The 19,491-nt window shown below is 73.5% G+C and carries 22 protein-coding genes; 11 read left to right on the forward strand and 11 right to left on the reverse strand.

Going from position 1 to position 19,491, the window contains the following annotated elements; genetic code table 11:
• Nucleotides 1–36: 36 nt before the first annotated feature.
• Nucleotides 37–1,602, forward strand: a complete 1,566-nt coding sequence (gene lnt / locus B100_RS0132115; protein WP_024888446.1) for an apolipoprotein N-acyltransferase — start codon at nt 37–39, stop codon at nt 1,600–1,602.
• Here lnt and B100_RS0132120 read toward each other — a convergent pair.
• Together B100_RS0132120 and B100_RS0132125 are read right to left on the reverse strand one after the other, a co-directional pair.
• Nucleotides 1,526–2,431: a Gfo/Idh/MocA family protein gene (locus tag B100_RS0132120; protein WP_024888447.1), complete on the reverse strand. Its 906-nt coding sequence runs from the start codon at nt 2,429–2,431 to the stop codon at nt 1,526–1,528. The two genes, lnt and B100_RS0132120, sit on opposite strands and share 77 nt — an antisense overlap.
• On the reverse strand, nt 2,428–3,708 hold the full coding sequence (locus B100_RS0132125; protein ID WP_024888448.1) for an FAD-dependent monooxygenase: 1,281 nt from the start codon (nt 3,706–3,708) through the stop codon (nt 2,428–2,430). The genes B100_RS0132120 and B100_RS0132125 overlap by 4 nt, the downstream gene beginning before the upstream one ends.
• Nucleotides 3,709–3,796: 88 nt before the next feature.
• On the opposite strand from B100_RS0132125, the gene B100_RS0132130 reads away from it, so the two are divergent.
• The 4 genes from B100_RS0132130 to B100_RS0132145 all read left to right on the forward strand — a co-directional run bounded on the left by B100_RS0132130 (nt 3,797) and on the right by B100_RS0132145 (nt 6,078).
• The gene (locus B100_RS0132130) at nt 3,797–4,408 is read left to right on the forward strand and encodes a TetR/AcrR family transcriptional regulator (RefSeq protein WP_024888449.1); all 612 of its coding nucleotides are present in this window, start codon (nt 3,797–3,799) and stop codon (nt 4,406–4,408) included.
• Between the two features lie 40 nt (nt 4,409–4,448).
• Nucleotides 4,449–4,913: a VOC family protein gene (locus B100_RS34615; RefSeq protein WP_486585754.1), complete on the forward strand. Its 465-nt coding sequence runs from the start codon at nt 4,449–4,451 to the stop codon at nt 4,911–4,913.
• A gap of 42 nt (nt 4,914–4,955) precedes the next feature.
• A complete protein-coding gene (locus B100_RS0132140) occupies nt 4,956–5,468 on the forward strand; it encodes a DinB family protein (RefSeq protein ID WP_024888450.1) in 513 nt (170 codons plus the stop codon).
• Between the two features lie 145 nt (nt 5,469–5,613).
• Nucleotides 5,614–6,078, forward strand: a complete 465-nt coding sequence (locus B100_RS0132145) for a hypothetical protein (RefSeq protein WP_024888451.1) — start codon at nt 5,614–5,616, stop codon at nt 6,076–6,078.
• Nucleotides 6,079–6,091: 13 nt separating this feature from the next.
• On the opposite strand, the gene B100_RS0132150 is transcribed toward B100_RS0132145, so the two are convergent.
• The 5 genes from B100_RS0132150 to fabG form a co-directional block, all read right to left on the reverse strand.
• A complete protein-coding gene (locus B100_RS0132150) occupies nt 6,092–6,604 on the reverse strand; it encodes a tetratricopeptide repeat protein (RefSeq protein WP_024888452.1) in 513 nt (170 codons plus the stop codon).
• Nucleotides 6,605–6,745: 141 nt separating this feature from the next.
• Complete coding sequence (gene ung / locus B100_RS0132155; RefSeq protein WP_024888453.1) at nt 6,746–7,429, reverse strand: uracil-DNA glycosylase; 684 nt, start codon at nt 7,427–7,429, stop codon at nt 6,746–6,748.
• Nucleotides 7,430–7,520: 91 nt separating this feature from the next.
• Entirely contained in the window at nt 7,521–9,107 is a 1,587-nt protein-coding gene (locus B100_RS0132160) for an ABC transporter substrate-binding protein (protein WP_024888454.1), read from the reverse strand.
• Between the two features lie 230 nt (nt 9,108–9,337).
• Entirely contained in the window at nt 9,338–10,096 is a 759-nt protein-coding gene (locus tag B100_RS0132165; RefSeq protein ID WP_024888455.1) for an SDR family oxidoreductase, read from the reverse strand.
• Between the two features lie 12 nt (nt 10,097–10,108).
• The gene (gene fabG / locus B100_RS0132170; RefSeq protein WP_024888456.1) at nt 10,109–10,870 is read right to left on the reverse strand and encodes a 3-oxoacyl-ACP reductase FabG; all 762 of its coding nucleotides are present in this window, start codon (nt 10,868–10,870) and stop codon (nt 10,109–10,111) included.
• A 300-nt stretch (nt 10,871–11,170) separates the two neighbouring features.
• Between fabG and B100_RS0132175 the strand changes: the two genes are divergently transcribed.
• Nucleotides 11,171–11,746, forward strand: coding sequence for an excalibur calcium-binding domain-containing protein (locus tag B100_RS0132175; protein WP_024888457.1), 576 nt, complete (start codon nt 11,171–11,173; stop codon nt 11,744–11,746).
• A gap of 264 nt (nt 11,747–12,010) precedes the next feature.
• On the opposite strand, the gene B100_RS0132180 is transcribed toward B100_RS0132175, so the two are convergent.
• The gene (locus tag B100_RS0132180; RefSeq protein ID WP_024888458.1) at nt 12,011–12,394 is read right to left on the reverse strand and encodes a DUF3037 domain-containing protein; all 384 of its coding nucleotides are present in this window, start codon (nt 12,392–12,394) and stop codon (nt 12,011–12,013) included.
• Entirely contained in the window at nt 12,391–13,155 is a 765-nt protein-coding gene (locus tag B100_RS0132185; protein WP_024888459.1) for a HipA family kinase, read from the reverse strand. The genes B100_RS0132180 and B100_RS0132185 overlap by 4 nt, the downstream gene beginning before the upstream one ends.
• A 231-nt stretch (nt 13,156–13,386) precedes the next feature.
• On the opposite strand from B100_RS0132185, the gene B100_RS0132190 reads away from it, so the two are divergent.
• Nucleotides 13,387–13,878, forward strand: coding sequence for a Rieske (2Fe-2S) protein (locus B100_RS0132190; RefSeq protein WP_024888460.1), 492 nt, complete (start codon nt 13,387–13,389; stop codon nt 13,876–13,878).
• A 70-nt stretch (nt 13,879–13,948) separates the two neighbouring features.
• Entirely contained in the window at nt 13,949–14,419 is a 471-nt protein-coding gene (locus B100_RS0132195) for a pyridoxamine 5'-phosphate oxidase family protein (protein WP_024888461.1), read from the forward strand.
• On the opposite strand, the gene B100_RS0132200 is transcribed toward B100_RS0132195, so the two are convergent.
• Complete coding sequence (locus B100_RS0132200) at nt 14,394–15,344, reverse strand: LysR family transcriptional regulator (RefSeq protein ID WP_024888462.1); 951 nt, start codon at nt 15,342–15,344, stop codon at nt 14,394–14,396. The genes B100_RS0132195 and B100_RS0132200 overlap by 26 nt on opposite strands.
• 75 nt (nt 15,345–15,419) lie before the next feature.
• On the opposite strand from B100_RS0132200, the gene B100_RS0132205 reads away from it, so the two are divergent.
• The gene (locus B100_RS0132205) at nt 15,420–16,379 is read left to right on the forward strand and encodes a DMT family transporter (protein WP_024888463.1); all 960 of its coding nucleotides are present in this window, start codon (nt 15,420–15,422) and stop codon (nt 16,377–16,379) included.
• A 48-nt stretch (nt 16,380–16,427) separates the two neighbouring features.
• Here B100_RS0132205 and B100_RS0132210 read toward each other — a convergent pair whose 3' ends face one another.
• Complete coding sequence (locus B100_RS0132210) at nt 16,428–17,765, reverse strand: aminotransferase class I/II-fold pyridoxal phosphate-dependent enzyme (protein ID WP_024888464.1); 1,338 nt, start codon at nt 17,763–17,765, stop codon at nt 16,428–16,430.
• 35 nt (nt 17,766–17,800) lie between these two features.
• Here B100_RS0132210 and B100_RS0132215 point away from each other — a divergent pair, with 35 nt between their 5' ends.
• Nucleotides 17,801–18,484, forward strand: a complete 684-nt coding sequence (locus tag B100_RS0132215) for a pyridoxamine 5'-phosphate oxidase family protein (RefSeq protein ID WP_024888465.1) — start codon at nt 17,801–17,803, stop codon at nt 18,482–18,484.
• Nucleotides 18,484–19,119: an FMN-binding negative transcriptional regulator gene (locus B100_RS0132220; protein WP_024888466.1), complete on the forward strand. Its 636-nt coding sequence runs from the start codon at nt 18,484–18,486 to the stop codon at nt 19,117–19,119. Before B100_RS0132215 ends, B100_RS0132220 begins: the two co-directional genes overlap by 1 nt.
• Nucleotides 19,120–19,491 lie beyond the last annotated feature (372 nt).

The raw sequence follows: 19,491 nt of genomic DNA on the forward strand, positions 1-19,491 counted from the left end.
CGCACACTGGAGGCACTACGGGGTAGGGAGGCGCCCATGAACCACATCGGCCACCACCTCTCCTCCCCCTGGCGCCGCTCGCTCGCCGCCGCGCTCGCGGGCGCGCTGCCCGTCCTGGCCTTCCCCGCCCCGAGCCTGTGGTGGATCGCCTACGTCGCCCTGGTGCCCTGGCTGCTGCTGCTCCGTACGGCGCCGACCGGGCGGCGGGCCGCCTTCGACGGCTGGTGGGGCGGGTTCGGGTTCATGCTGGCCATGCACCACTGGCTGCTGCCCAGCCTGCACGTGTTCACGTTCGTCATCGCCGCGCTGCTGGGCGCGCTGTGGGCGCCCTGGGGGTGGCTGGTGCGCCGGACGCTGGGCGGGGTGCCGTCCGGGGGCCGGGTGGCGGCCGCGCTGCTCGTCGTGCCGTCGGGCTGGCTGGCCGTCGAGCTGGTCCGCTCCTGGCAGGGTCTCGGCGGGCCGTGGGGCGTACTCGGCGCGAGCCAGTGGCAGGTGGAGGCGGCGCTGCGGCTGGCGTCGGTCGGCGGCGTGTGGCTGACCGGCTTCCTGATCGTGGCCCTGAACGTCGCCGTGGCCGTGCTGGTCGCGGTGCGCCGGGCGCGGGTGCCGGCCGTGGCGGGGCTGGCCGCCGTGGCCGCCGCCACGTCGGCCGCGTGGGTGTGGTCGCCCCGCCCGGACCCCGGCGACCGGACGCGGATCGCGCTGGTCCAGCCGGGCGTCGTCGCCGGACGCGACAGCGCCGACCGCCGATTCGACCGCGAGGAGCGGCTGACCCGCGAGCTCGCGGGCCAGGACGTCGACCTGGTCGTCTGGGGCGAGAGCAGCGTCGGCTTCGACCTGGACGACCGCCCCGACCTCGCCCGGCGGCTGGCCGCGCTGTCCCGGGAGACGGGCGCGGAGGTCCTGGTCAACGTGGACGCCAGGCGGTCGGACAAGCCCGGCATCTACAAGAGCTCGGTCCTCGTCGGTGCGGACGGCCCGACCGGCGACCGGTACGACAAGATGCGGCTGGTGCCGTTCGGCGAGTACATCCCGGCCCGTTCCCTGCTGGGCTGGGCGACGTCCGTCGGCAAGGCGGCCGGTGAGGACCGGCGGCAGGGCACCGAACAGGTCGTCATGGACGTGGCGGGCGGCCCGCGCGTCGGCCCGATGGTGTGCTTCGAGTCCGCCTTCCCCGACATGAGCCGGCATCTCGCGCAGGACGGCGCCGACGTGCTGCTCGCGCAGTCCTCCACGTCGACGTTCCAGCGGAGCTGGGCGCCGGAGCAGCACGCCTCGCTGGCCGCGCTGCGTGCCGCCGAGACCGGCCGCCCGATGGTGCACGCGACCCTGACCGGCGTCTCCGCCGTGTACGGTCCGGACGGCGGGCGGATCGGCCCGTGGCTCGGCACGGACGCCTCCGCCGCGCAGGTCTACGAGGTACCGCTGGCGCACGGCACCACGCCGTACGTCCGCTTCGGCGACTGGCCGCCGCAGGGGGCCCTGCTCGTCCTCGCGGTCTACGGCGCGGTGGGTGTGGCGCGGTTCAGGCGAGGCGCTCGTGGACCGCTTGTACCACCCGTTCGCACAGTTCATGGGTGGCCAGTGCGTCACGGGCGCTGAGCACCTTGCCCGCGCGCACGGCGTCCAGGAAGGCGAGCGCCGCCTGCTCGATGCCGCGCTGCCGGGACACCGGGACCCAGTCGCCGCGCCGCCGCACGGTCGGCTGACCCTTGTGGTCGATCACCTCGGCGAGGTTGACCACCTGGCGCTTGGTGTCCTGGCCGGACACCTCGAGGATCTCCTCGGCGGAGCCGCTGAGCCGGTTCATCACCCCGAGGGCGGTGAAGCCGTCGCCGGACAGCTGGAGCACCACGTGGTGCAGCAGCCCGTCCTCGGTGCGGGCGCGGACGGTGACGTCGTCGACCTGACCGGGCACCAGGAAGCGCAGGGTGTCCACGACGTGGATGAAGTCGTCGAGGACCATCCGGCGCGGCTCCTCGGGCAGCCCGACCCGGTTCTTCTGCATGAGGATCAGCTCGCGCGGGTGGTCGGCGCACTGCGCGTAGCCGGGGGCGAAGCGCCGGTTGAAGCCGACGGCGAGGCTGGTGCCGCGCTCCTCGGCGAGCGCCACGAGCCGCTCGGAGTCGGCGAGTTCGTAGGCGAGCGGCTTGTCGACGTACGTCGGCACACCGGCCTCAAGAAGCCGGGTCACGATCTCCGGGTGGACGTCGGTCGGGGCGTGCACGAAGGCCGCGTCGAGGCCGGCGCCGATCAGCGAGCCGAGGTCCGCGTGACGGTTCGCGGCCGGCAGGTGGAGGGCGTCGGCGACCCGCTCCAGGGTGGCCGGGGTGCGGGTCTGCAGGTGCAGTTCCACCCCGGGCTGGACGGTGAGTACCGGGAGGTAGGCCTTCTGCGCGATGTCACCGAGCCCGATGCAGCCGACCTTCACGGTGTGTTCTCCTCTGGTCCTTGCCTGCCGTGGTCCGCTGCGAGCATACGGGGTGCCCCGTCGCCGTCCTCGCCCGCGCCGAGGGGGCCTCCCGGCGGGCGCCAGTCGGCCACGCCGTCGAAGCCGCGCAGGAGCAGCGCCGGTGCGGCCTTGGACAGCGCGGCGACCGCTTGGTCGCGTACGGCCGCCGCGACGCGGCTGGTCGTGAGGTTGAGGCGGGCCACCCGCACCGCCCGGCGGGTGATCGCGGTGGTGCGCGGGAGGCGGGCGGCGGTGTAGCCGGGGAGGTGGTCGGCGACGGGGGACGCCGACGAGGGCCCCGTGTGCGGGCGGGGGAAGGCGAGGGTGATCGCGTCCTCGATCGCCTGGTTGCCGCCCTGGCCGAGGGTGGGCGGCATGGCGTGCGCGGCGTCGCCGAGCAGCGCCACCCGGCCCCGGTGGAAGGCGGGCAGCGGCCGGTCGATGTGGTGGACGTCGTGCCGCAGGACGTCCTCGGGCCGGACGGCGGCCAGCAGTTCGGGGACGGGGGTGTGCCAGTCGCCGTAGAGCCGCAGCAGTGCGGCCCGCTCGTCGTCCGGGGCCCGCTCCCCCGCGGGCCGGACGGCGGCGGCGTAGGCGTAGACCCGGCCGTCCTTGAGCGGGTGGGTGCCCCAGATGCGGCCCCGGCCCCAGGTCTCGTGCGAGGAGAAGGTGACGCCGGGCAGCGGGATCACCGTCCGCCAGGTGGTGAACCCGCTGTACACGACGCCGGGATGGCCGGGGAAGAGGACGCGGCGCACGGCGGAGTGGATGCCGTCGGCGGCCACCACCAGGTCGGCCTCCAGTTCACCCTCGGGTGTGTCCACGCGGGCGGGCCGGGCGGGGTCGCCCGGGACGCCGGGGTCGAGGAGGCGGGCGGGGGTGCCGGTACGGACCGTGCCGGCCGGGAGCCGCCCGGCCAGGTGGTCGACGAGGGTGGCGCGACGGAGCAGGACGAGGGGACCGCCGAAGCGTTCGGCCGCGGCGGCGGCCCCGGTGCGGGACAGCCACCGGCCGCCCGGTGCGCGCAGTCCGCCGTCGCCCTGCCAGGCGGCCAGGGCGCGGATGTCGTCGCCCAGCCCGATGACGTCCAGCCCGCGCAGCGCGTTGGGGGCCAGCGAGATCGCCGCGCCCACCGGGCAGAGCGTCGCGGCCCGCTCCAGCACGGTCACCCGCACCCCGCGCAGCCGCAGGGCGGCCGCCGCGGTCAGGCCGCCGATTCCCCCGCCGATCACGATCGCCCGTTCGGCCGTTGCCATGGCTCCTCCTCGAGGCCGATGACTACATCTGTAGTAATCCTCGGCTCCAACGTACTACAGGCGTAGTGCGGCGGGTAGTTTGACGTCCATGTCCGTACGCACCGCCGCCGGCGCCCGCGCCGATCTCGTCGCCGACACCGCCCTCGCCCTGCTCGCCGAGCGGGGCATGCGGGGACTGACCCACCGCGCGGTCGACGAGGCGGCCGGGCTCCCCCAGGGGTCCACCTCGAACGTGGCGCGCACCCGGCAGGCGCTGCTGGAGCTGGCGGTGCGCAGGCTCGCCGACCGGGAGGCGCGGGTGCTGGCGCTCCACGAGATGCCCGACCCCCGGGAGGGCACCGACGCCCTGCTGGACGCGCTCGCGCTGGCCACCCACCGTGCGCTGACCCGGAACCGTGACCTGACCCTCGCCCGCTACGAACTCGCCCTGGAGGCCACCCGCCGCCCGGAGCTGCGGACGTACTTCGACGCGGCCGGCGCCCGCTTCCGCGACCAGCTCACCGCGCTCGTCACCGGCCTGGGCTCCACGGAACCGGACCGCCACGCGCTCTCCCTGACCGCCTGGGCGGACGGCCTGATGTTCTCCTGCGTGGCCGGCTCCTACCACGCCCGGGTCCCGTCGGCGGCGGACATCCGCACGGACCTGCGGGAGCTCCTCCACGGGATGCTGGGTACCTCGGTGAGCCCGGCGGAGGAGTGACGGCCGGTCTCGCGGCGGCGAAACCGGGCAGCAGCGTTGCATGGAGTCCTCACCGCGTTTCGCGTTGTCCGCGACCACGCTCGACGCGCCGAACGCCCAGGAGCCGGCGAGGTTCTGCAAGGACCTGTTCGGGTGGCCGGTACGGAAGGACGAGCCCGAGTCACCGAGGTGGAGCGCATCAAGGCGCTGGGTCGAGATCGACCCGTCCGACGGCGGTGCGGGGTTGTCGTTCCGGACGGAGCCGCTCTTCACCCGTCCGCGGTGGCCTTCCACCCGGTCCGGGCAGCAGATGATGTCGCACCTGGACATCGAGGTGGACGAGGTGTCGCCGGCGGTCGGGCGTGCCGTCGCCCTCGGGGCGACCGTGGCCGACTTCCAGCCCCAGGCGGCGTACGGGTCCTGTACGACCCGGTGGGCCACCCGTTCTGCCTCTTCGTCCGTACCGCCGCCGGCACCTGACCACGGGCTCCGCGTTCCGGGGCCTCGCGGTCCGACGGCTCCGTGAATTCCGTGGTGTGACACGACGTCGGCAGGAGAGGATGCCGGGATGACTACCGAGCGCTCCGAACCCGCACAGAACGCCGACGACCGAAGCATGCTCGAGGGCTGGCTCGACTACCACCGCGCGACGCTCGCCCGGAAGTGCGAAGGGCTGACGGACGAGCAGTTGCGGACCGCCTCCGTGCCGCCGTCGGACCTGTCGCTGATGGGGCTGGTGCGCCACATGGCCGAGGTGGAGCGCGGGTGGTTCCGCCGGGTGCTCGCCGACGAGGACGCCCGGCCCCTCTACTACGGCGAGGCCGACGCGGACGGGGAGTTCCACCCCGGCGAGGCGGACACCTGGAAGGAGGCGTACGCCACCTGGCAGTCGGAGATCGAGGCCGCCCGGCGCAACGCGGCCGGCTTCGCCCTGGACGACCCGTCCCGGGGACGCCACCGGACGAGCCCCGATCCGTTCAGCCTGCGCTGGATCTACACGCACATGATCGAGGAGTACGCCCGTCACAACGGCCACGCGGATCTGCTCCGGCAGCGGATCGACGGCGTCACCGGCGAGTGACGTCACCTCTCACACGGACGACACCCCCGAAGGGGGGCGGAGATCACCCGTGCGGGGTATGCGGCGCCTGTCCGTCCACCATGCGGAGGGCGGAGCCAGCAAAGTGGCGGGGGTGCAGCGAACGACGACCACAGCAACGCTTCTGGTGACCGTGGCGGTCGCCGCCCTCTCGGGCTGTGTGACGGTCCAGCGTCCCCTGGCACCGGGCCCGGCGTCGGCACCACCACCCGGGGCCGGGCACGACACGGCGGGACGCGAGGAGTCGCCGGTCGTGCAGGCGCCCGCGCGGGAGGCGCTGGAGATGGTCGATCCGCCCGCGTCGCCCGGGGCCTCGCCGTCGGCCGGCACCACCTCCGCGGCCCGGCCTCCGCGGCCGGACACCCCCTCCGACGCACGCAACGGACAGGAGCGGTCCCGGCAGACCCGGAGCCCTCAGCGGCCCGAGCCGGACCGGCGCACGCCCACCCGGCGTCCGCCGACCCGGCTGCCGGACGTCGGCGGGTCACTGGAGTCCGGGAACTCCGACGTGTGCGCGCTGGGCAGGGAGTACGGCGGCTGGCCTGCGGACAGCCCGCAGGCGCGGATCTGCCAGGACACCTACGGACGCTGAGCCGCGGAGCACCTCAGGGGCGCCGGCGGGGCGGTCCCAGTCCCCCGGGCGGCGTCCCGTCGTCACCGAGCCATGACTCCAGCCGCCGGATGGCGTCCCGTACGCCGTCGCCGTAGCGGTCGTCGGCGAGGGTGCGGGCGGCACCCCGGGCCCGGTCCAGGTGGGTGCGGGCCGCGTCGGGGCGGCCGAGGCGGGCGTAGTCGTCGGCCAGGCTCAGATGCAGCGACGGGTAGAGGGCGCGCACCGCGAGGGCGCCCTGCCGGTCCGGGGACCGGTCGGCCTCGTCGGCCGCCGTCAGCGCCCGCAGATCCCAAGCCAGTTCGTCCTCGGGGTCGTCCTGGGTGTCGGCGAGGTAGTGGGCGAGCGTGCAGCGGTGCAGCGGGTCGCCGTGCTCACCGATCTCCGCCCAGAGGCCGAGGAAACGGTGCCGGGCCTCCTCACGGTCGCCCGCGTGGTGCAGCATCACCACCTGGCCGATCCGGGCCGGCACGGCGTCCGGCGTCGTCTGCTCCTGTCGCTCCGCCACCACGTCCTCCGCACCGTCGCCCGCTGTCGCCCCCGACGCTAGCCGCAGGAAGGGGCGATACCGGACAAGCCGCTCCGGGACGTGCCGGGTGCGAGGGCGCACGGGCCCCTGCGCACCCGGCCGGACGACACCGTGGGCCGGTCAGCCCAGGTTCGGGACGGTCCAGTCGATCGGCTGGTGCCCCTGCGCGGCCACCGCCTCGTCGATCTGCGAGAACGGCCGGGAGCCGAAGAACTTCTTCGCGGACAGCGGCGACGGGTGCGCGCCCTTCACCACCACGTGCCGGCTCTCGTCGATCAGCGGCAGCTTCTTCTGCGCGTAGTTGCCCCACAGCACGAAGACCGCCGGGTCGGGGCGGTTCGCCACCGCGCGGATCACCGCGTCGGTGAACAGCTCCCAGCCCTTGCCCTTGTGCGAGTTGGCCTCACCCGCGCGGACCGTGAGCACCGCGTTGAGCAGCAGCACGCCCTGGCGGGCCCACGGCATCAGGTAGCCGTTGTCCGGGACGGGCGTCCCGAGGTCGGCGTGGAGTTCCTTGTAGATGTTGCGCAGGGAGGGCGGGACCTTCACGCCGGGCCGGACCGAGAAGCACAGCCCGTGACCCTGGCCCTCGCCGTGGTACGGGTCCTGGCCGAGCACCAGGACCTTCACCTTGTCGTACGGCGTGGCGTCCAGGGCCGCGAAGACCTCCTCGCGGGGCGGGTAGACGGGACCGCGCGCCCGCTCCTCCTCGACGAACTCGGTCAGCTCCTTGAAGTAGGGCTGCTGCAGTTCGTCACCCAGAACCCCGCGCCAGGACTCGGGCAGCATGGCGATGTCGGTCACGTCAACTTCCTCACACGCGTGGTCGCTTCCAGGCATCAGAACCTACAGGCGGCCACTGACAGCGGGCCCCGCGGTCGGCCGTTCCGGGGCCCTACCAGCTGGTCTTCCGGGAGAGCTGCCACATCATCATGATCGTGGAGGGGTCAAGGGCACGCTCGGCGCCCGAGATGTCCCGGCTCGCCGCCACGTACTGCCGGCCCTGCCACAGCGGGAGCAGGCGCGCGTCGTTGACGAGGAGCTGCTGGGCCTCCTCGAACTGCTTCACCACGTTGCCGCGGTCGCTCTCCCGGCGGGAGCTGGGCAGCAGGTCGTTGACGATCTTCTTGGCTTCGTACGGCGTGCCGAGCGCGTTCTGCTCACCGACGAACGGGGCGATGAAGTTGTCGGCGTCGGGGAAGTCGGGGAACCAGCCGCGGCCGAACACCGGGTACTCGCCCTTCTGGTAACCCTCGACGTAGGTCTTCCAGGGTCGGCTCTTCAGCGTGACGTCGAACAGCTTCGACGACTCCAACTGCCGCTCCAGCTCCTTGAACTCCAGGGCGGTCTCGGAGCCGTAGCGGTCCGAGGTGTACCAGAGGGTGAGCGGCACCGGCTCGGTGATGCCCGCGTCGGTGAGGATCTCGCGGGCCTTCTTCACGCTGGGCTCGCCGAAGTCGTCGAAGAAGCCGGTGGTGTGGCCGGTCAGCCCCTTCGGGACCATCGAGTACAGCGGGTCGACGGTGTCCTTGTAGACCTTGTGCACGATCGCCGCGCGGTCGACGAGCTGCGCGATGGCGTGGCGCACCGCCTTCTTGCCGGCCCACGGGTCTTCCGGGTTGAACACCAGGTAGTTGATGTCGGTCCCGGTGCCGTCGATGAGCTGGATCTCCTCCTCCTTGGAGGTCCTGCCCTGGAGTTCGACGATGTCACCGGCGGCCAGGCCGCGGTACGTCACGTCGATCCGCTCGTCGCGCAGCGCCTCGACCATGGCGCCCGACTCCTGGAAGTAGCGGATGGTCACCGCGCTGTTCTCCCGCTCGGCGTAGCCCTTGTAGCGGTCGTTGCCGACCAGCCGGGCCTCCTTGCCCTCGTCGTACGACTGAAGGGTGTAGGGACCGGACCCGAGGACGCTCTTGTCCTCGCGCAGGGCGTCCGCCGGGTAGGAGTCGGGGTCGACGATCGACATCGCGGGGGTCGCGAGCACGAACGGGAAGGTGGCGTCCGGCTTGTTGAGGTAGAAGACGACCTCCCGCTCGCTCGGCGCCTGGACCCGTTCGAGGCTGCCGAGCAGACCCGCCGGACCGCCGTTGACGTTGATCTCGCGGATCCGGTCGATCGAGTGCTTCACCGCCCGGGCGTCGAGCTTGTCGCCGTCGGAGAAGGTCAGGCCCTCCCTCAGCTCGCAGCGGAACACCCGGTTGGAGGTGTCGGAGAACTCGCAGCTCTCCGCCGCGTCCGGCTGCGGTGTGGACGCGCCCACCGGGTAACTGAGCAGCGTCTGGTAGATGTTGCGGAAGAGCTCCCAGGAGCTGTCCCAGGACGCGGCAGGATCCAGCGTGCTGGGCGAGCTGGTGGTTCCCACAACGATGGGTCCCTCGTCCTCCGGGCTGTCGGACGACAGGACGCCGCATCCGGCCACCAGGGACGATATGGACGCGATGGCCGCCACCCGCCGCAGGCATCGGTTCCGGTTGAACACGCGCACGCTCCTCGATCTGCCATACCAAGGGTCGGCGAACCATACCGCAGTGACACGCCCGCTGACCCTCCTCAGAACGGGCCTTGAGATCAACTCGCGGATGACTACGTTGTCAGGTGCGTTTCGGCCCCAAATCGCCGACACGGGCGCCGTCTTCGTCAACGGCGCCCGTGTCGGGAGTGGCGGCCGGGGCCCGTGCGTACGCGTGGTGCGCGGGCCCGGCGGGAGGGTCAGCCGACGCCGGCGTTCAGGAAGATGCCGCCGTCGACGACCAGGGTCTGACCGGTGACCCAGTCCGACTGGTCCGAGGTGAGGAACGCGGCCGCGCCGCCGATGTCGGCCGGCACGCCGAGCCGGCCGAGCGGGTAGGACGCGGCGGCCTCCGCCTCCCGGCCCTCGTACAGGGCCTGCGCGAACTTGGTCTTCACCACCGCCGGGGCGATGGCGTTGACCCGCACCTTGGGCGCGAACTCGTGCGCCAGCTGCTGGGTCAGGTTGATCAGCGCCGCCTTGCTGACGCCGTACGCGGCGATGAACGGCGAGGGCGCGATGCCCGCGACGGAGGCGATGTTGACGATCGCCCCGCCGTTGTCCTTCTGCCAGGCGTGCCAGGTCTTCTGCGCGAAGCCCAGCGCGGAGATCACGTTGGTCTCGAAGACCTTGCGCGCCACGTTCAGGTCGAGGTCGGCGATCGGCCCGAACACCGGGTTGGTGCCCGCGTTGTTGACCAGGAAGTCGACCCGGCCGAAGGCCTCCATCACGCGCTCGACGGCGAGTGCCTGGTGGGCCTCGTCGTGGGCCTTGCCGGCCACGTGGACGGCCCGGTCGGCGCCGAGCTGCTCGACGGCCTCCTTGAGGGCGTCCTCGTTGCGTCCGGTGATGCAGACCCGGTCGCCACGGGCGACCAGCGCCTCGGCGACGCCGTAGCCGATGCCGCGGCTGGCGCCGGTGATCAGCGCGACCTTGCCGGTGGGTTCCACTGTCGTCATGTCCGGTCTCCCCTAGTCGAGCGGTCCGCCGGCCACGTACAGCACCTGGCCGGAGACGAAGCCGGCCGCGTCCGCGGTGAAGAAGGCGATGGCGTTGGCGATGTCCTCGGGCTCACCGACACGGGCGACGGGGATCTGGGTGGCGGCGGCCGCCTTGAAGTCGTCGAAGCCCATGCCGACGCGGTCGGCGGTGGCCTTGGTCATCTCGGTGGCGATGAAGCCGGGGGCGACTGCGTTCGCGGTGACGCCGAACTTGCCGAGCTCCTTGGCGAGGGTCTTGGTGAAGCCCTGCAGACCGGCCTTGGCGGCGGAGTAGTTGACCTGGCCGCGGTTGCCGAGCGCGGAGGAGGACGACAAGTTGACGATGCGGCCGAAGCCGGCGTCGACCATGTGCTTCTGGCAGGCCTTCGACATGAGGAAGGCGCCGCGCAGGTGCACGTTCATGACGGTGTCCCAGTCGGAGACGCTCATCTTGAACAGCAGGTTGTCGCGGAGCACACCCGCGTTGTTGACCAGCACGGTCGGGGCGCCGAGCTCCTCGGTGACGCGCGCGACGGCCGCCTCGACCTGCGCCTCGTCGGAGACGTCGCAGCCGACCGCGATCGCCTTGCCACCGGCGGCGGTGATCTTCTCGACGGTGTCCTTGCAGGCGGCCTCGTCGAGGTCGAGCACGGCGACCGCGCGGCCCTCGGCGGCCAGTCGTACGGCGGTGGCGGCGCCGATGCCGCGCGCGGCACCGGTGACGATCGCGACCCGCTGCTCAGTGGTGGACATTGCTGCTTCTCCTCGCCCTTGGGATGCGGCTCAGGCGGCCGGCCCAGTTCGGTGAGCGACCGCTTAGTACCTTCAGCAGACGTGACGCTAGAAGCCCTGGCACCCGGTGTCAACGGCACACCGCGCGGGTGTGATCCATTCCCCGCCGCCGGGCCCCCCGTCCACGGTCCTCCGGTCCGGCCCCGTCCGCCGTCCGGCGCCGGTGCCGAGCACCCGATCGGCCCAGCGCTGCGCGCCCCCGCGGCGGGCGGGCCCTAGCGTCGAAGCGCGAGCCATCCGTGGCCGGAAAGGAGGCGCTCGATGCGCCGTCGCACCGGTGTCATAGGCACGTTGATCGCGTTCGCCGCGATCGTGCCGTCGGCCGACATCGCCCACGCCCAGGATCTGGACTGCAGCGACTTCACCTACCAGGAGGACGCGCAGACCTTCTTCGAGATGGACCGCAGCGATCCGCACCGACTCGACGAGGACCCCGGCCCGGACGACGGGATCGCCTGCGAGGCACTGCCCCGGCGCGGCCTCACCTCGTCCACCTTCCGGCCCGCACCGTCACCGCCCCCGACCTCGCGCCCGGCGACACCGACGACCGCCGCCCCGACCCGGACCGCGACCGCCACGGCGTCGCCGACCCGCTCCGCGAGCCCGACCTCCGCACCGGTCACGCCCACCCGGACGCCCACCGCGACACCGACGCCCACCAGGACGTCCGCCGCGCCGGCCACGTCCGTCTCCCCCGCCCCGACGCGCGGTGTGCAGGGCGGCCTCGGCGGCTCCTCGGGCTCCGGTCCGAGCGGCTGGGGCGTCGGCGTCGGGGCCACGTTCGTGACGGGCGCCCTGATGGCGGCCGGCTACGTGATCAGACGCCGCCGCTCCTGAGGCACGGCGACAGCCACGGTGACCTGCCCGGCCGCCGCTTCGAGCCGCGGCACCCGGGCCGAACACCGCCTCCGGCCCGACCACCGTTCGTGCCCACGACGCGGTGCCCCGGTCACCGTTCCCCCGTCGCGGTGCCCGAGCCGAACACGACACTCGGCACCCGACGCGGACGCCGTGCCTCAGTCACGGCACCCCGACCCGGCCCGGCTCCTGCCCCCCGGTCCCCGACCGCGGCGGTCCTGGCGCCGCGTCCGGCACCCGGTGTCAGCGCACCAGGAGGTCGAGCAGGCGGTCAACCTCCGCCGCCGGGTCGGCCGTGAGGCCGGTGTGCACCGGGCCGGGCTGCACGATGGTCGAGCGCGGCGCGATCAGCCAGCGGAAGCGCCGTCCGGCGTCGTCCCGTGCCGCCTGTCCGGCCGCGTCCCCGCCCACGCAGACGCTCTCGACGGCACGCAGCGCGGCGTGGACCCCGGGCAGGTCGACGGCCGGGTCGAGGGCCAGCAGCCGCGCCTCGTCGAGGTGGGTGCGCGCCCCGACGTAGGACAGCGGCCGGCAGTACACCAGCACCCCGGCGTTGACGCGTTCGCCGCGCTCGATCCGCGGGACGACCCGCAGCAGCGCGTACTCGTAGACGTGCAGGTCGTTCACCGGTCCCCCTGGAGGCCCTCGATGCGGGTGTGGATCGCGGCCGCGCGGGCGAGAAGCGGCCGGGCGTAGGCGCGCCGGAGGTCGTCGGGGCTGTCGAAGCCCGGTTCCCCGGCCAGCCAGACGTCGGGGATCTGCGCGGTCACCTCGGCCAGCAGGTCGTCGGTGACCTGCTGGCCGAGGTCCGCCGCCGCCGAGGCGACGTCCGGTGCGGCTCCCCTCAGGGCGTGGTCGGAGGCGTCGTAGGGGCGGGCGGCGGAGGCGTCGGCGCCGGGCCAGTTGTGGTGCCAGATCATGGTCGCGCCGTGGTCGATGAGCCACAGCTCCTCGCGCCACCGCAGCATGTTGGGGTTGCGCCAGGAGCGGTCGACGTTGTTCACCAGGGCGTCGAACCAGACGATGCGGCCGGCCTCCTCGGGGCTCACCTCGAAGGCGAGCGGGTCGAAGCCGAGGGCGCCGGAGAGGAAGTCCGTCCCGAGGTTGGTGCCGCCGCTGGACTTCAGCAACTGCTGCACCTCCTGGTCGGGTTCGCCGAGCCCGAGCACGGGGTCGAGCTCCACGGTGACCAGGCGCGGCACCCGCAGCCCCAGCCGGCGGGCCAGCTCCCCGCAGACGACCTCGGCGACCAGCGTCTTGCGGCCCTGTCCCGCGCCGGTGAACTTCAGCGCGTAGGTGCCGAGATCGTCCGCCTCGATCAGTCCGGGGAGCGAGCCGCCCTCGCGCAGCGGCGCGATGAATCGGGTCGCGATGACTTCCTTGAGCATCGCCCCAGGCTACTGGCGTGTCACCGCATGTCGGAGGCGGCCCGGGTGGGCGGCGCAGGTGAGCGACAGGGAAACGACAGCCGTGGCTTACGCCCGTCCGACCGTCGGCGGGTCAAGCTCTCGGCACCGGCCGAAGGGCATCGAGGGCCGTTGGAAGGCACTGAACGGCGCAGGCCCGCCGGCCGTACCTGTTCGCAGATCACGCCCCACCCCGGAAGGGACACCACTGGCATGACCGTATCGTTCGAGTCCGCATCGGGACCTGCCCGTCGCACCGTCGTGGCGGCCGCCGGAGCGGCCGGCCTCGCCGTGGCGCTGGCCGCGTGCGGAGGGTCCGACGACGACGCGCCGGGCTCCTCGGCGGACGCCGGCGGAGGCGCGGCGGACGACGGGGCGAGCAGCGGCGGTTCGGGCGGCGGGGAGAACGCCGCCGGGGGCGCGCCGCTCGCCTCGACCGCCGACATCCCCGAGGGCGGCGGCAAGGTGTTCGCCGATCAGCAGGTGGTCGTCACCCAGCCGTCGGCGGGCGAGTTCAAGGCGTTCTCCTCGACCTGCACCCACCAGGGGTGCGCGGTGAAGAGCGTTTCCGACGGGCTCATCAACTGCCCGTGCCACAACAGCAACTTCTCCATCACCGACGGCAGTGTGAGCAGTGGTCCCGCGACCAAGCCGCTCCCGGCGGTCCAGATCTCCGTGAGCGGTGACTCGATCACCCTCGCCTGAACGGCCGGACCCGTGCACGATGGGGGGCCTGTGCACGGCACGTGAACAGCACGACAGCAGAAGGGGCCGTATGTCCGCCACGCAGCGCCGGGGTCGCAAGATCATGATGACGCCCGGGGAGCTGGACGACTTCCTCACCGAGCAGCGCACCTGCCGGGTCGCCACGGTGTCCGCCGACGGCATGCCGCACGTGAGCACTTTGTGGTTCGTGTGGGACGGCGTCTCGATGTGGCTGTACTCCGTGGTGCGCAGCAGGCGGTTCACGGATCTGCGGCGGGATGCGCGGGTGGCGATCGTGGTCGACACGGGCGAGGAGTACGACCAGCTGCGCGGCGCGGAGCTGTCCGGACGGGTGGAGTTCGTGGGCGAGGTCCCGCGCACCGGCGAGCTGCGCGCGGAACTGGACGTGCCGGAGACGCTGTTCGCCCGCAAGAACTTCGGCCTGGACGAGATGCCGCACGACGGGCGGCACGCCTGGCTGCGGCTGACGCCCGAGAAGATCGTGTCCTGGGACTTCAGGAAACTGTCGCAGCTGTCCTGACCGGAGCGCCGTCCTCGGGGGCGCCCCCGAAGCGCTCACCCGCCGCCCGCAGCGCCCGCACCGCCGCGCGGATGGACGGGCGGCGGTCGGCGTCCGCGCGCCAGACGACGAACACGTGCCGTCGGACGCGCTGGCGGAGCGGGACGGTCACCACCCCGGCGGGCAGCGGGTCGCGGCCCAGCATCGGGGCGACGCACACGCCGAGTCCGGCCGCGACCAGGTTGAGCTGGGTGTGGCTCTCGGCGGCGCGGTGGGCGACGATCGGTTCGACGCCCTTGGAGCGCAGGGTGAACATCAGCCATTCGTGGCAGAACTCGCCCTCGCCCCAGGTGATCCACTCGTCCTCGGCCAGCTCGGCGAGGTCCACCTCCTCGCGGCCGGCGAGCGGGTGGGCGGCCGGCAGCGCGACATCGGCGGGGTCGTCGAGGAGCAGTGCCTTGACCAGCCCGTCGGGCAGCGGCATCGGCTTGTTGTACCAGTCGAGCACCACGGCCAGGTCGAGGTCGCCGCGGACGACTCCCCGGATGCCGTTCTCGGGCTCCGACTCGCGTGAGCGCACCCGCAGCGCGGGGTGGCGCTCGCGCAGGTCGGCCAGCGCCACCGGGAACAGTCCGCGCGCGGCGGTCGGGAAGGCGGAGATCCGCAGCTCGCCCGCCACCTGGCCGCGCTGTGCCTCCAGGTCCGCCTGGGCCAGCTCCACCTGGGACAGGATGCGCGCGGCGTGCTCGGCGAGCAGCCGGCCCGCGTCCGTGAGCCGGACGCCCCTGCCGTGCTTGGCGAGGAGCCGCTGGCCCACCTCGCGCTCCAGCTTGGACATCTGCTGCGAGACGGCCGAGGTCGTGATGTGCAGCCCCTCCGCCGCCCCGCTGACCGAGCCGTGCCGGGCGAGGGCGTCGAGGGTGCGCAGGCGCTCCAGGTTCAACATGTAAGCGATGCTACGAGATATGGCGTGCGAATTCTCGATTGTGCTACGAGATGAGTCTGCAGCATCGTTACCGGCATGAGCAGCGTCACCGCGACCACCACCACGTCCCCCGCCCAGCCCGATCCGGCCGGTCCCGCGCCCGCACGCACCCGTCCGCGCCTGGACTGGCGGTTGCGCTTCGCCGCCCTGTCCCTGATCTGGGGCTTCAGCTTCCTCCTCATCAAGGTCGGCACCCAGGGCTACGCCCCCTTCCAGGTCACGCTGGGACGGCTGGCGTTCGGCACCGCCGTCCTGGCGGTCGCCATGGCGGTACGGCGGGAGCGGCTGCCGCGCGGTGTCCGCACCTGGGGGCATCTGGCGGTGGCCGGGTTCCTGTTGAACGCCCTGCCGTTCTCGCTGTTCGCCTTCGCGGAGCTGACCATCCCGTCCACCCTGGCCGGCATCTGCAACGCCACCTCTCCGCTGTGGGGCATGGCATTGTCTCTGGTGGCGCTGCGCGAGGACCGGCCGTCCCGGGTACGGGTGGCGGGACTGGGGCTGGGCTTCCTCGGGGTGCTGACCGTGCTCGGCGCCTGGCAGGGCTTCCAGGGCCTGGACGCGCGCGGTACGGCCCTGGCCCTGCTGGCCTCGCTGAGCTACCCCGTCGGCTGGATCTACGTCCGGCGCACCCTGGCGGGCAGCAGCCACTCCCACCTGTCGCTGACCGGCGGCCAGTTGCTGCTGGCGACCGTGCAACTGGCGGTCGTCACGCCGCTGTTCACCTCCGTACCGTCCGGCCTGGAGGTCGGGCCGCTGCTGGCGATCGCCGCGCTGGGCACACTGGGCACGGGCCTCGCGGTCCTCGTGCAGTACGGCATCGTCGCCGAAGTGGGCCCGACGACCGGCCAGATGGTCACCTACTTCGTCCCGGTGATCGCCGCCGCGGCCGGCATCGCGCTGCTCGGCGAGACCCTCACCTGGTCGACACCGGTCGGCGCGGCGGTCGTGCTGGCGGGCGCGGCCCTCACCCAGGTGAAGCCGAAGCGGCCCGCGTAGTCCGCCGGTCCGCGGGGCGTCCGACAGCGCCGAGGCGTACGTCCCGTCTCAGGCGTACGTGCGCCGGCCTTCGTCGCCGGGGCCCAGCGCCGCGGCGATCGCCTCGGCGAGGGGCTCGATCTCCTCCTCGTCGAGCGTCGAGACGGTGACGCGGACGCCGGGGGGCGCGCTCATCCGGAACCGCACGCCGGGCGCCACCGCCCACCCGGCGTGCAGCAGCCGGGCGACGACGCCGGTCTCGTCGGGGACCGGCACCCACAGGTTCATGCCGCTGCGCCCGTGCGCCGTGATCCCACGCCGCCGCAGCGCCTCGGCCAGCGCGTCCCGGCGCCGCCCGTACCGTGCCGCCACGGCAGCCGGGTCGACCGTGCCGTCGGCCCACACCCGCGCCACCGCCCGCTGCAGGGTCAGGCTCACCCAGCCCGGCCCGAGCCGCTGCCGGCCGCGCACCCGGTCTAGGGTGACCGCGTCGCCGGTGAGGACGGCGAGACGCAGGTCGGGCCCGTACGCCTTGGCCACCGAGCGGGAGAAGGCCCACCGGTGCGTCACCCCGGCGAGGGGGTGCAGCGGCAGGTCGACGATGTGGTGCCCGTGGTCGTCCTCGATCAGGAGGGTCTCGGGGTGTCCGGCGAGCACCTCGCGCAGGGCACGCGCCCGTGCGGCGCTCAGCGCGGCGCCGGTGGGGTTCTGCGCGCGGTCCGTGACGATCAGCGCCCGCGCCCCGCCCGCCAGCGCCTTGCGCACGCCGTCGGGCAGCGGGCCCTCGTCGTCGACGGCCACCGGCACGGTGCGCAGGCCGAGCGCCGGGACGAGGTCCAGAAGGCTGCCCCAGCCGGGGTCCTCCACCACGACCGCGTCCCCGGGCCGCAGGTGCGCGGTGAGCACCCGCTCGACGGCGTCCAGCGCGCCCGAGGTGACGACGACGGGCCCGTCGGGCACCCCGTCGGTGCCCAGTCCGGCCCGTGCCAGGCGTGCGAGTTCCGGCTCCACGGGGGCGTGCCCGTACAGCACCGGCTCCTTGTCGCCCTGGGCCGCGGCCGCCGCGAAGGCCCCGGCGAGTGCGGGCAGCAGCGCAGGGTCCGGGTTGCCGTCGGAGAGGTTCCGCACGCCCGGCGGAACCTCCACCCGGATCAGGTCGCGGGCCGTGGTGGCCGGTTTGGGCCGCACCCTGCTTCCCCGCCGGCCGGACGTCTCGATGACCCCGCGTTCGCGCAGGGTCCGGTACGCGGCGGCGACCGTGTTCGGGTTCACGCCCAGTCGCTCGGCCAACTCCCTCATCGGGGGCAGCGGTTCACCCGGTGCCAGCGCACCCTCCCCCACCGCCCGCTCGATGCTCGCGGAAATGTCCGCTGCACGCCGCCCACTGATCCGATACTCTCCTAGCACAAAGCTCATTATGCACTAGTGCAATGGAGAAGGCTATGCAGGCGCCCCAGCCACCGCAGCAGCGACCCGCCGCCTACGCGCCCACCGGGCGCACCGTCCCCACCCGCTCCCCCCAACGCGCGTCGTACGACAAGGAACTGGTGCACGCGATACTCGACGAGGGCTACGTCGGCCACCTCGGCTTCGTCCGGGACGGCGCGCCCGTGGTCCTGCCCACGCTCTACGGCCGCGTCGGCGAGGTCCTCTACGTCCACGGCTCCACCGGCTCCCGCCCGCTGCGCGCGGCCGGCGCGTCCGCGGAGGGGCTGCCGGTGTGCCTCACGGTCACCCAGGTCGACGGGCTGGTGCTGGCCCGCTCGGCCTTCCACCACTCGATCAACTACCGCTCCGTGGTGGTGCACGGCACGGCGTACGACGTGACGGACCCGGACGAGAAGCGGCGGGCGCTGGACGCCCTGGTCGACCACGTCGTACCTGGGCGGGCCGCCGACTCCCGACCGGCCGACAAGAAGGAACTGGCGGCCACCGCGGTACTCCGGCTCGACCTGGACGAGGTCTCCGCCAAGCTCCGCACCGGCGGTGTGAACGACGAGCCCGAGGACCTGTCCCTGCCCCACTGGGCGGGCGTCCTCCCGGTCCGTATCGCCTACGGCGCCCCCGAGCCCGACCCGGGCCTGGCCCCCGGCACCGAGGTCCCCGGCTACCTGACGGCCCTGTGATGCTGATCCACCCCTGGGACGCGCCCCGCGACAACACATGGCAGGGGTGGCTCGCCGCCCACGACTTCGGCCAGCTGGCGGTCAACGGCGCGCCGGGCCAGCCCCCGCACGTCCAGCCCCTGCACTTCGCCTACGACGCCGAGCGCGGCGAGGCCGTCACCCACCTGGCCCGGCCCAACCCGCTCTGGCCGGCCGTCGAGGCGTCCCCGAACGTCCTGCTGAGCGTGGTCGACGACTACGCGTTCGTCCCCGGCCCCTGGCAGGCGGAGCCGGGCGACCCGCCCGAGCACGGCGTGCCGACCAGCCTGTACGCCGCCGTCCAACTCCACTGCCGTGCCCACCTCGTGGACGACCCGGCGGAGAAGGCCGAGCTGCTCAACCGCCAGGTCGGCCACTTCCAGCCCGAGGGCGGCTCCGCGCGGGCCGCGGTGGGCGAGGCGCCGTACGGCAGGCTGCTGTCCGGGATCCGCGGGCTGCGGCTGGAGGTGACCGAGGTGCGGGCGAAGTTCAAGTACGCGGGGAAACGGTCGCAGGCGGTCCGCGACCGTATATCCGACGGTCTGGCAACCCGCGCCCACCCCCGGGACGCGGGAGCCCGCACCCACATCCGGCGAACGGGCACTCCGGCCCCGTAGGGGGCGTGCGCCAAGCGGGCCCGCATCCATCGAGGCGCCGGGCCCCTTACCACACGCACGCGAGGCGGCACCGCGGTTGCCGACGTCCGGCGAGCGGAGCCCGCCCGACTGACCCGACCTGCAAGCATGCCCGGAACGCGGCACGTCGTCGGCCCACGCCCGGCAAAAGGGACCCCGCCGCTCCCTGCCCGGACCCGGCCCGCGCAGGTCGCCAGAGGGATCCGCCCGCCCCCGACCGCGCGGTGCCGCAGCAGGCGGACGCCCGTCCGGCGAGCGGAGGCCCCCGGCTGCCGCCGGCCCACCCCGACGGCACGCGGGGGGCGCACTTCCCGAGGGCCTCGTCATTGACGGCACGCGGGGGCCCCCGAGGGC

This window comes from Streptomyces sp. CNH189, assembly GCF_000527195.1.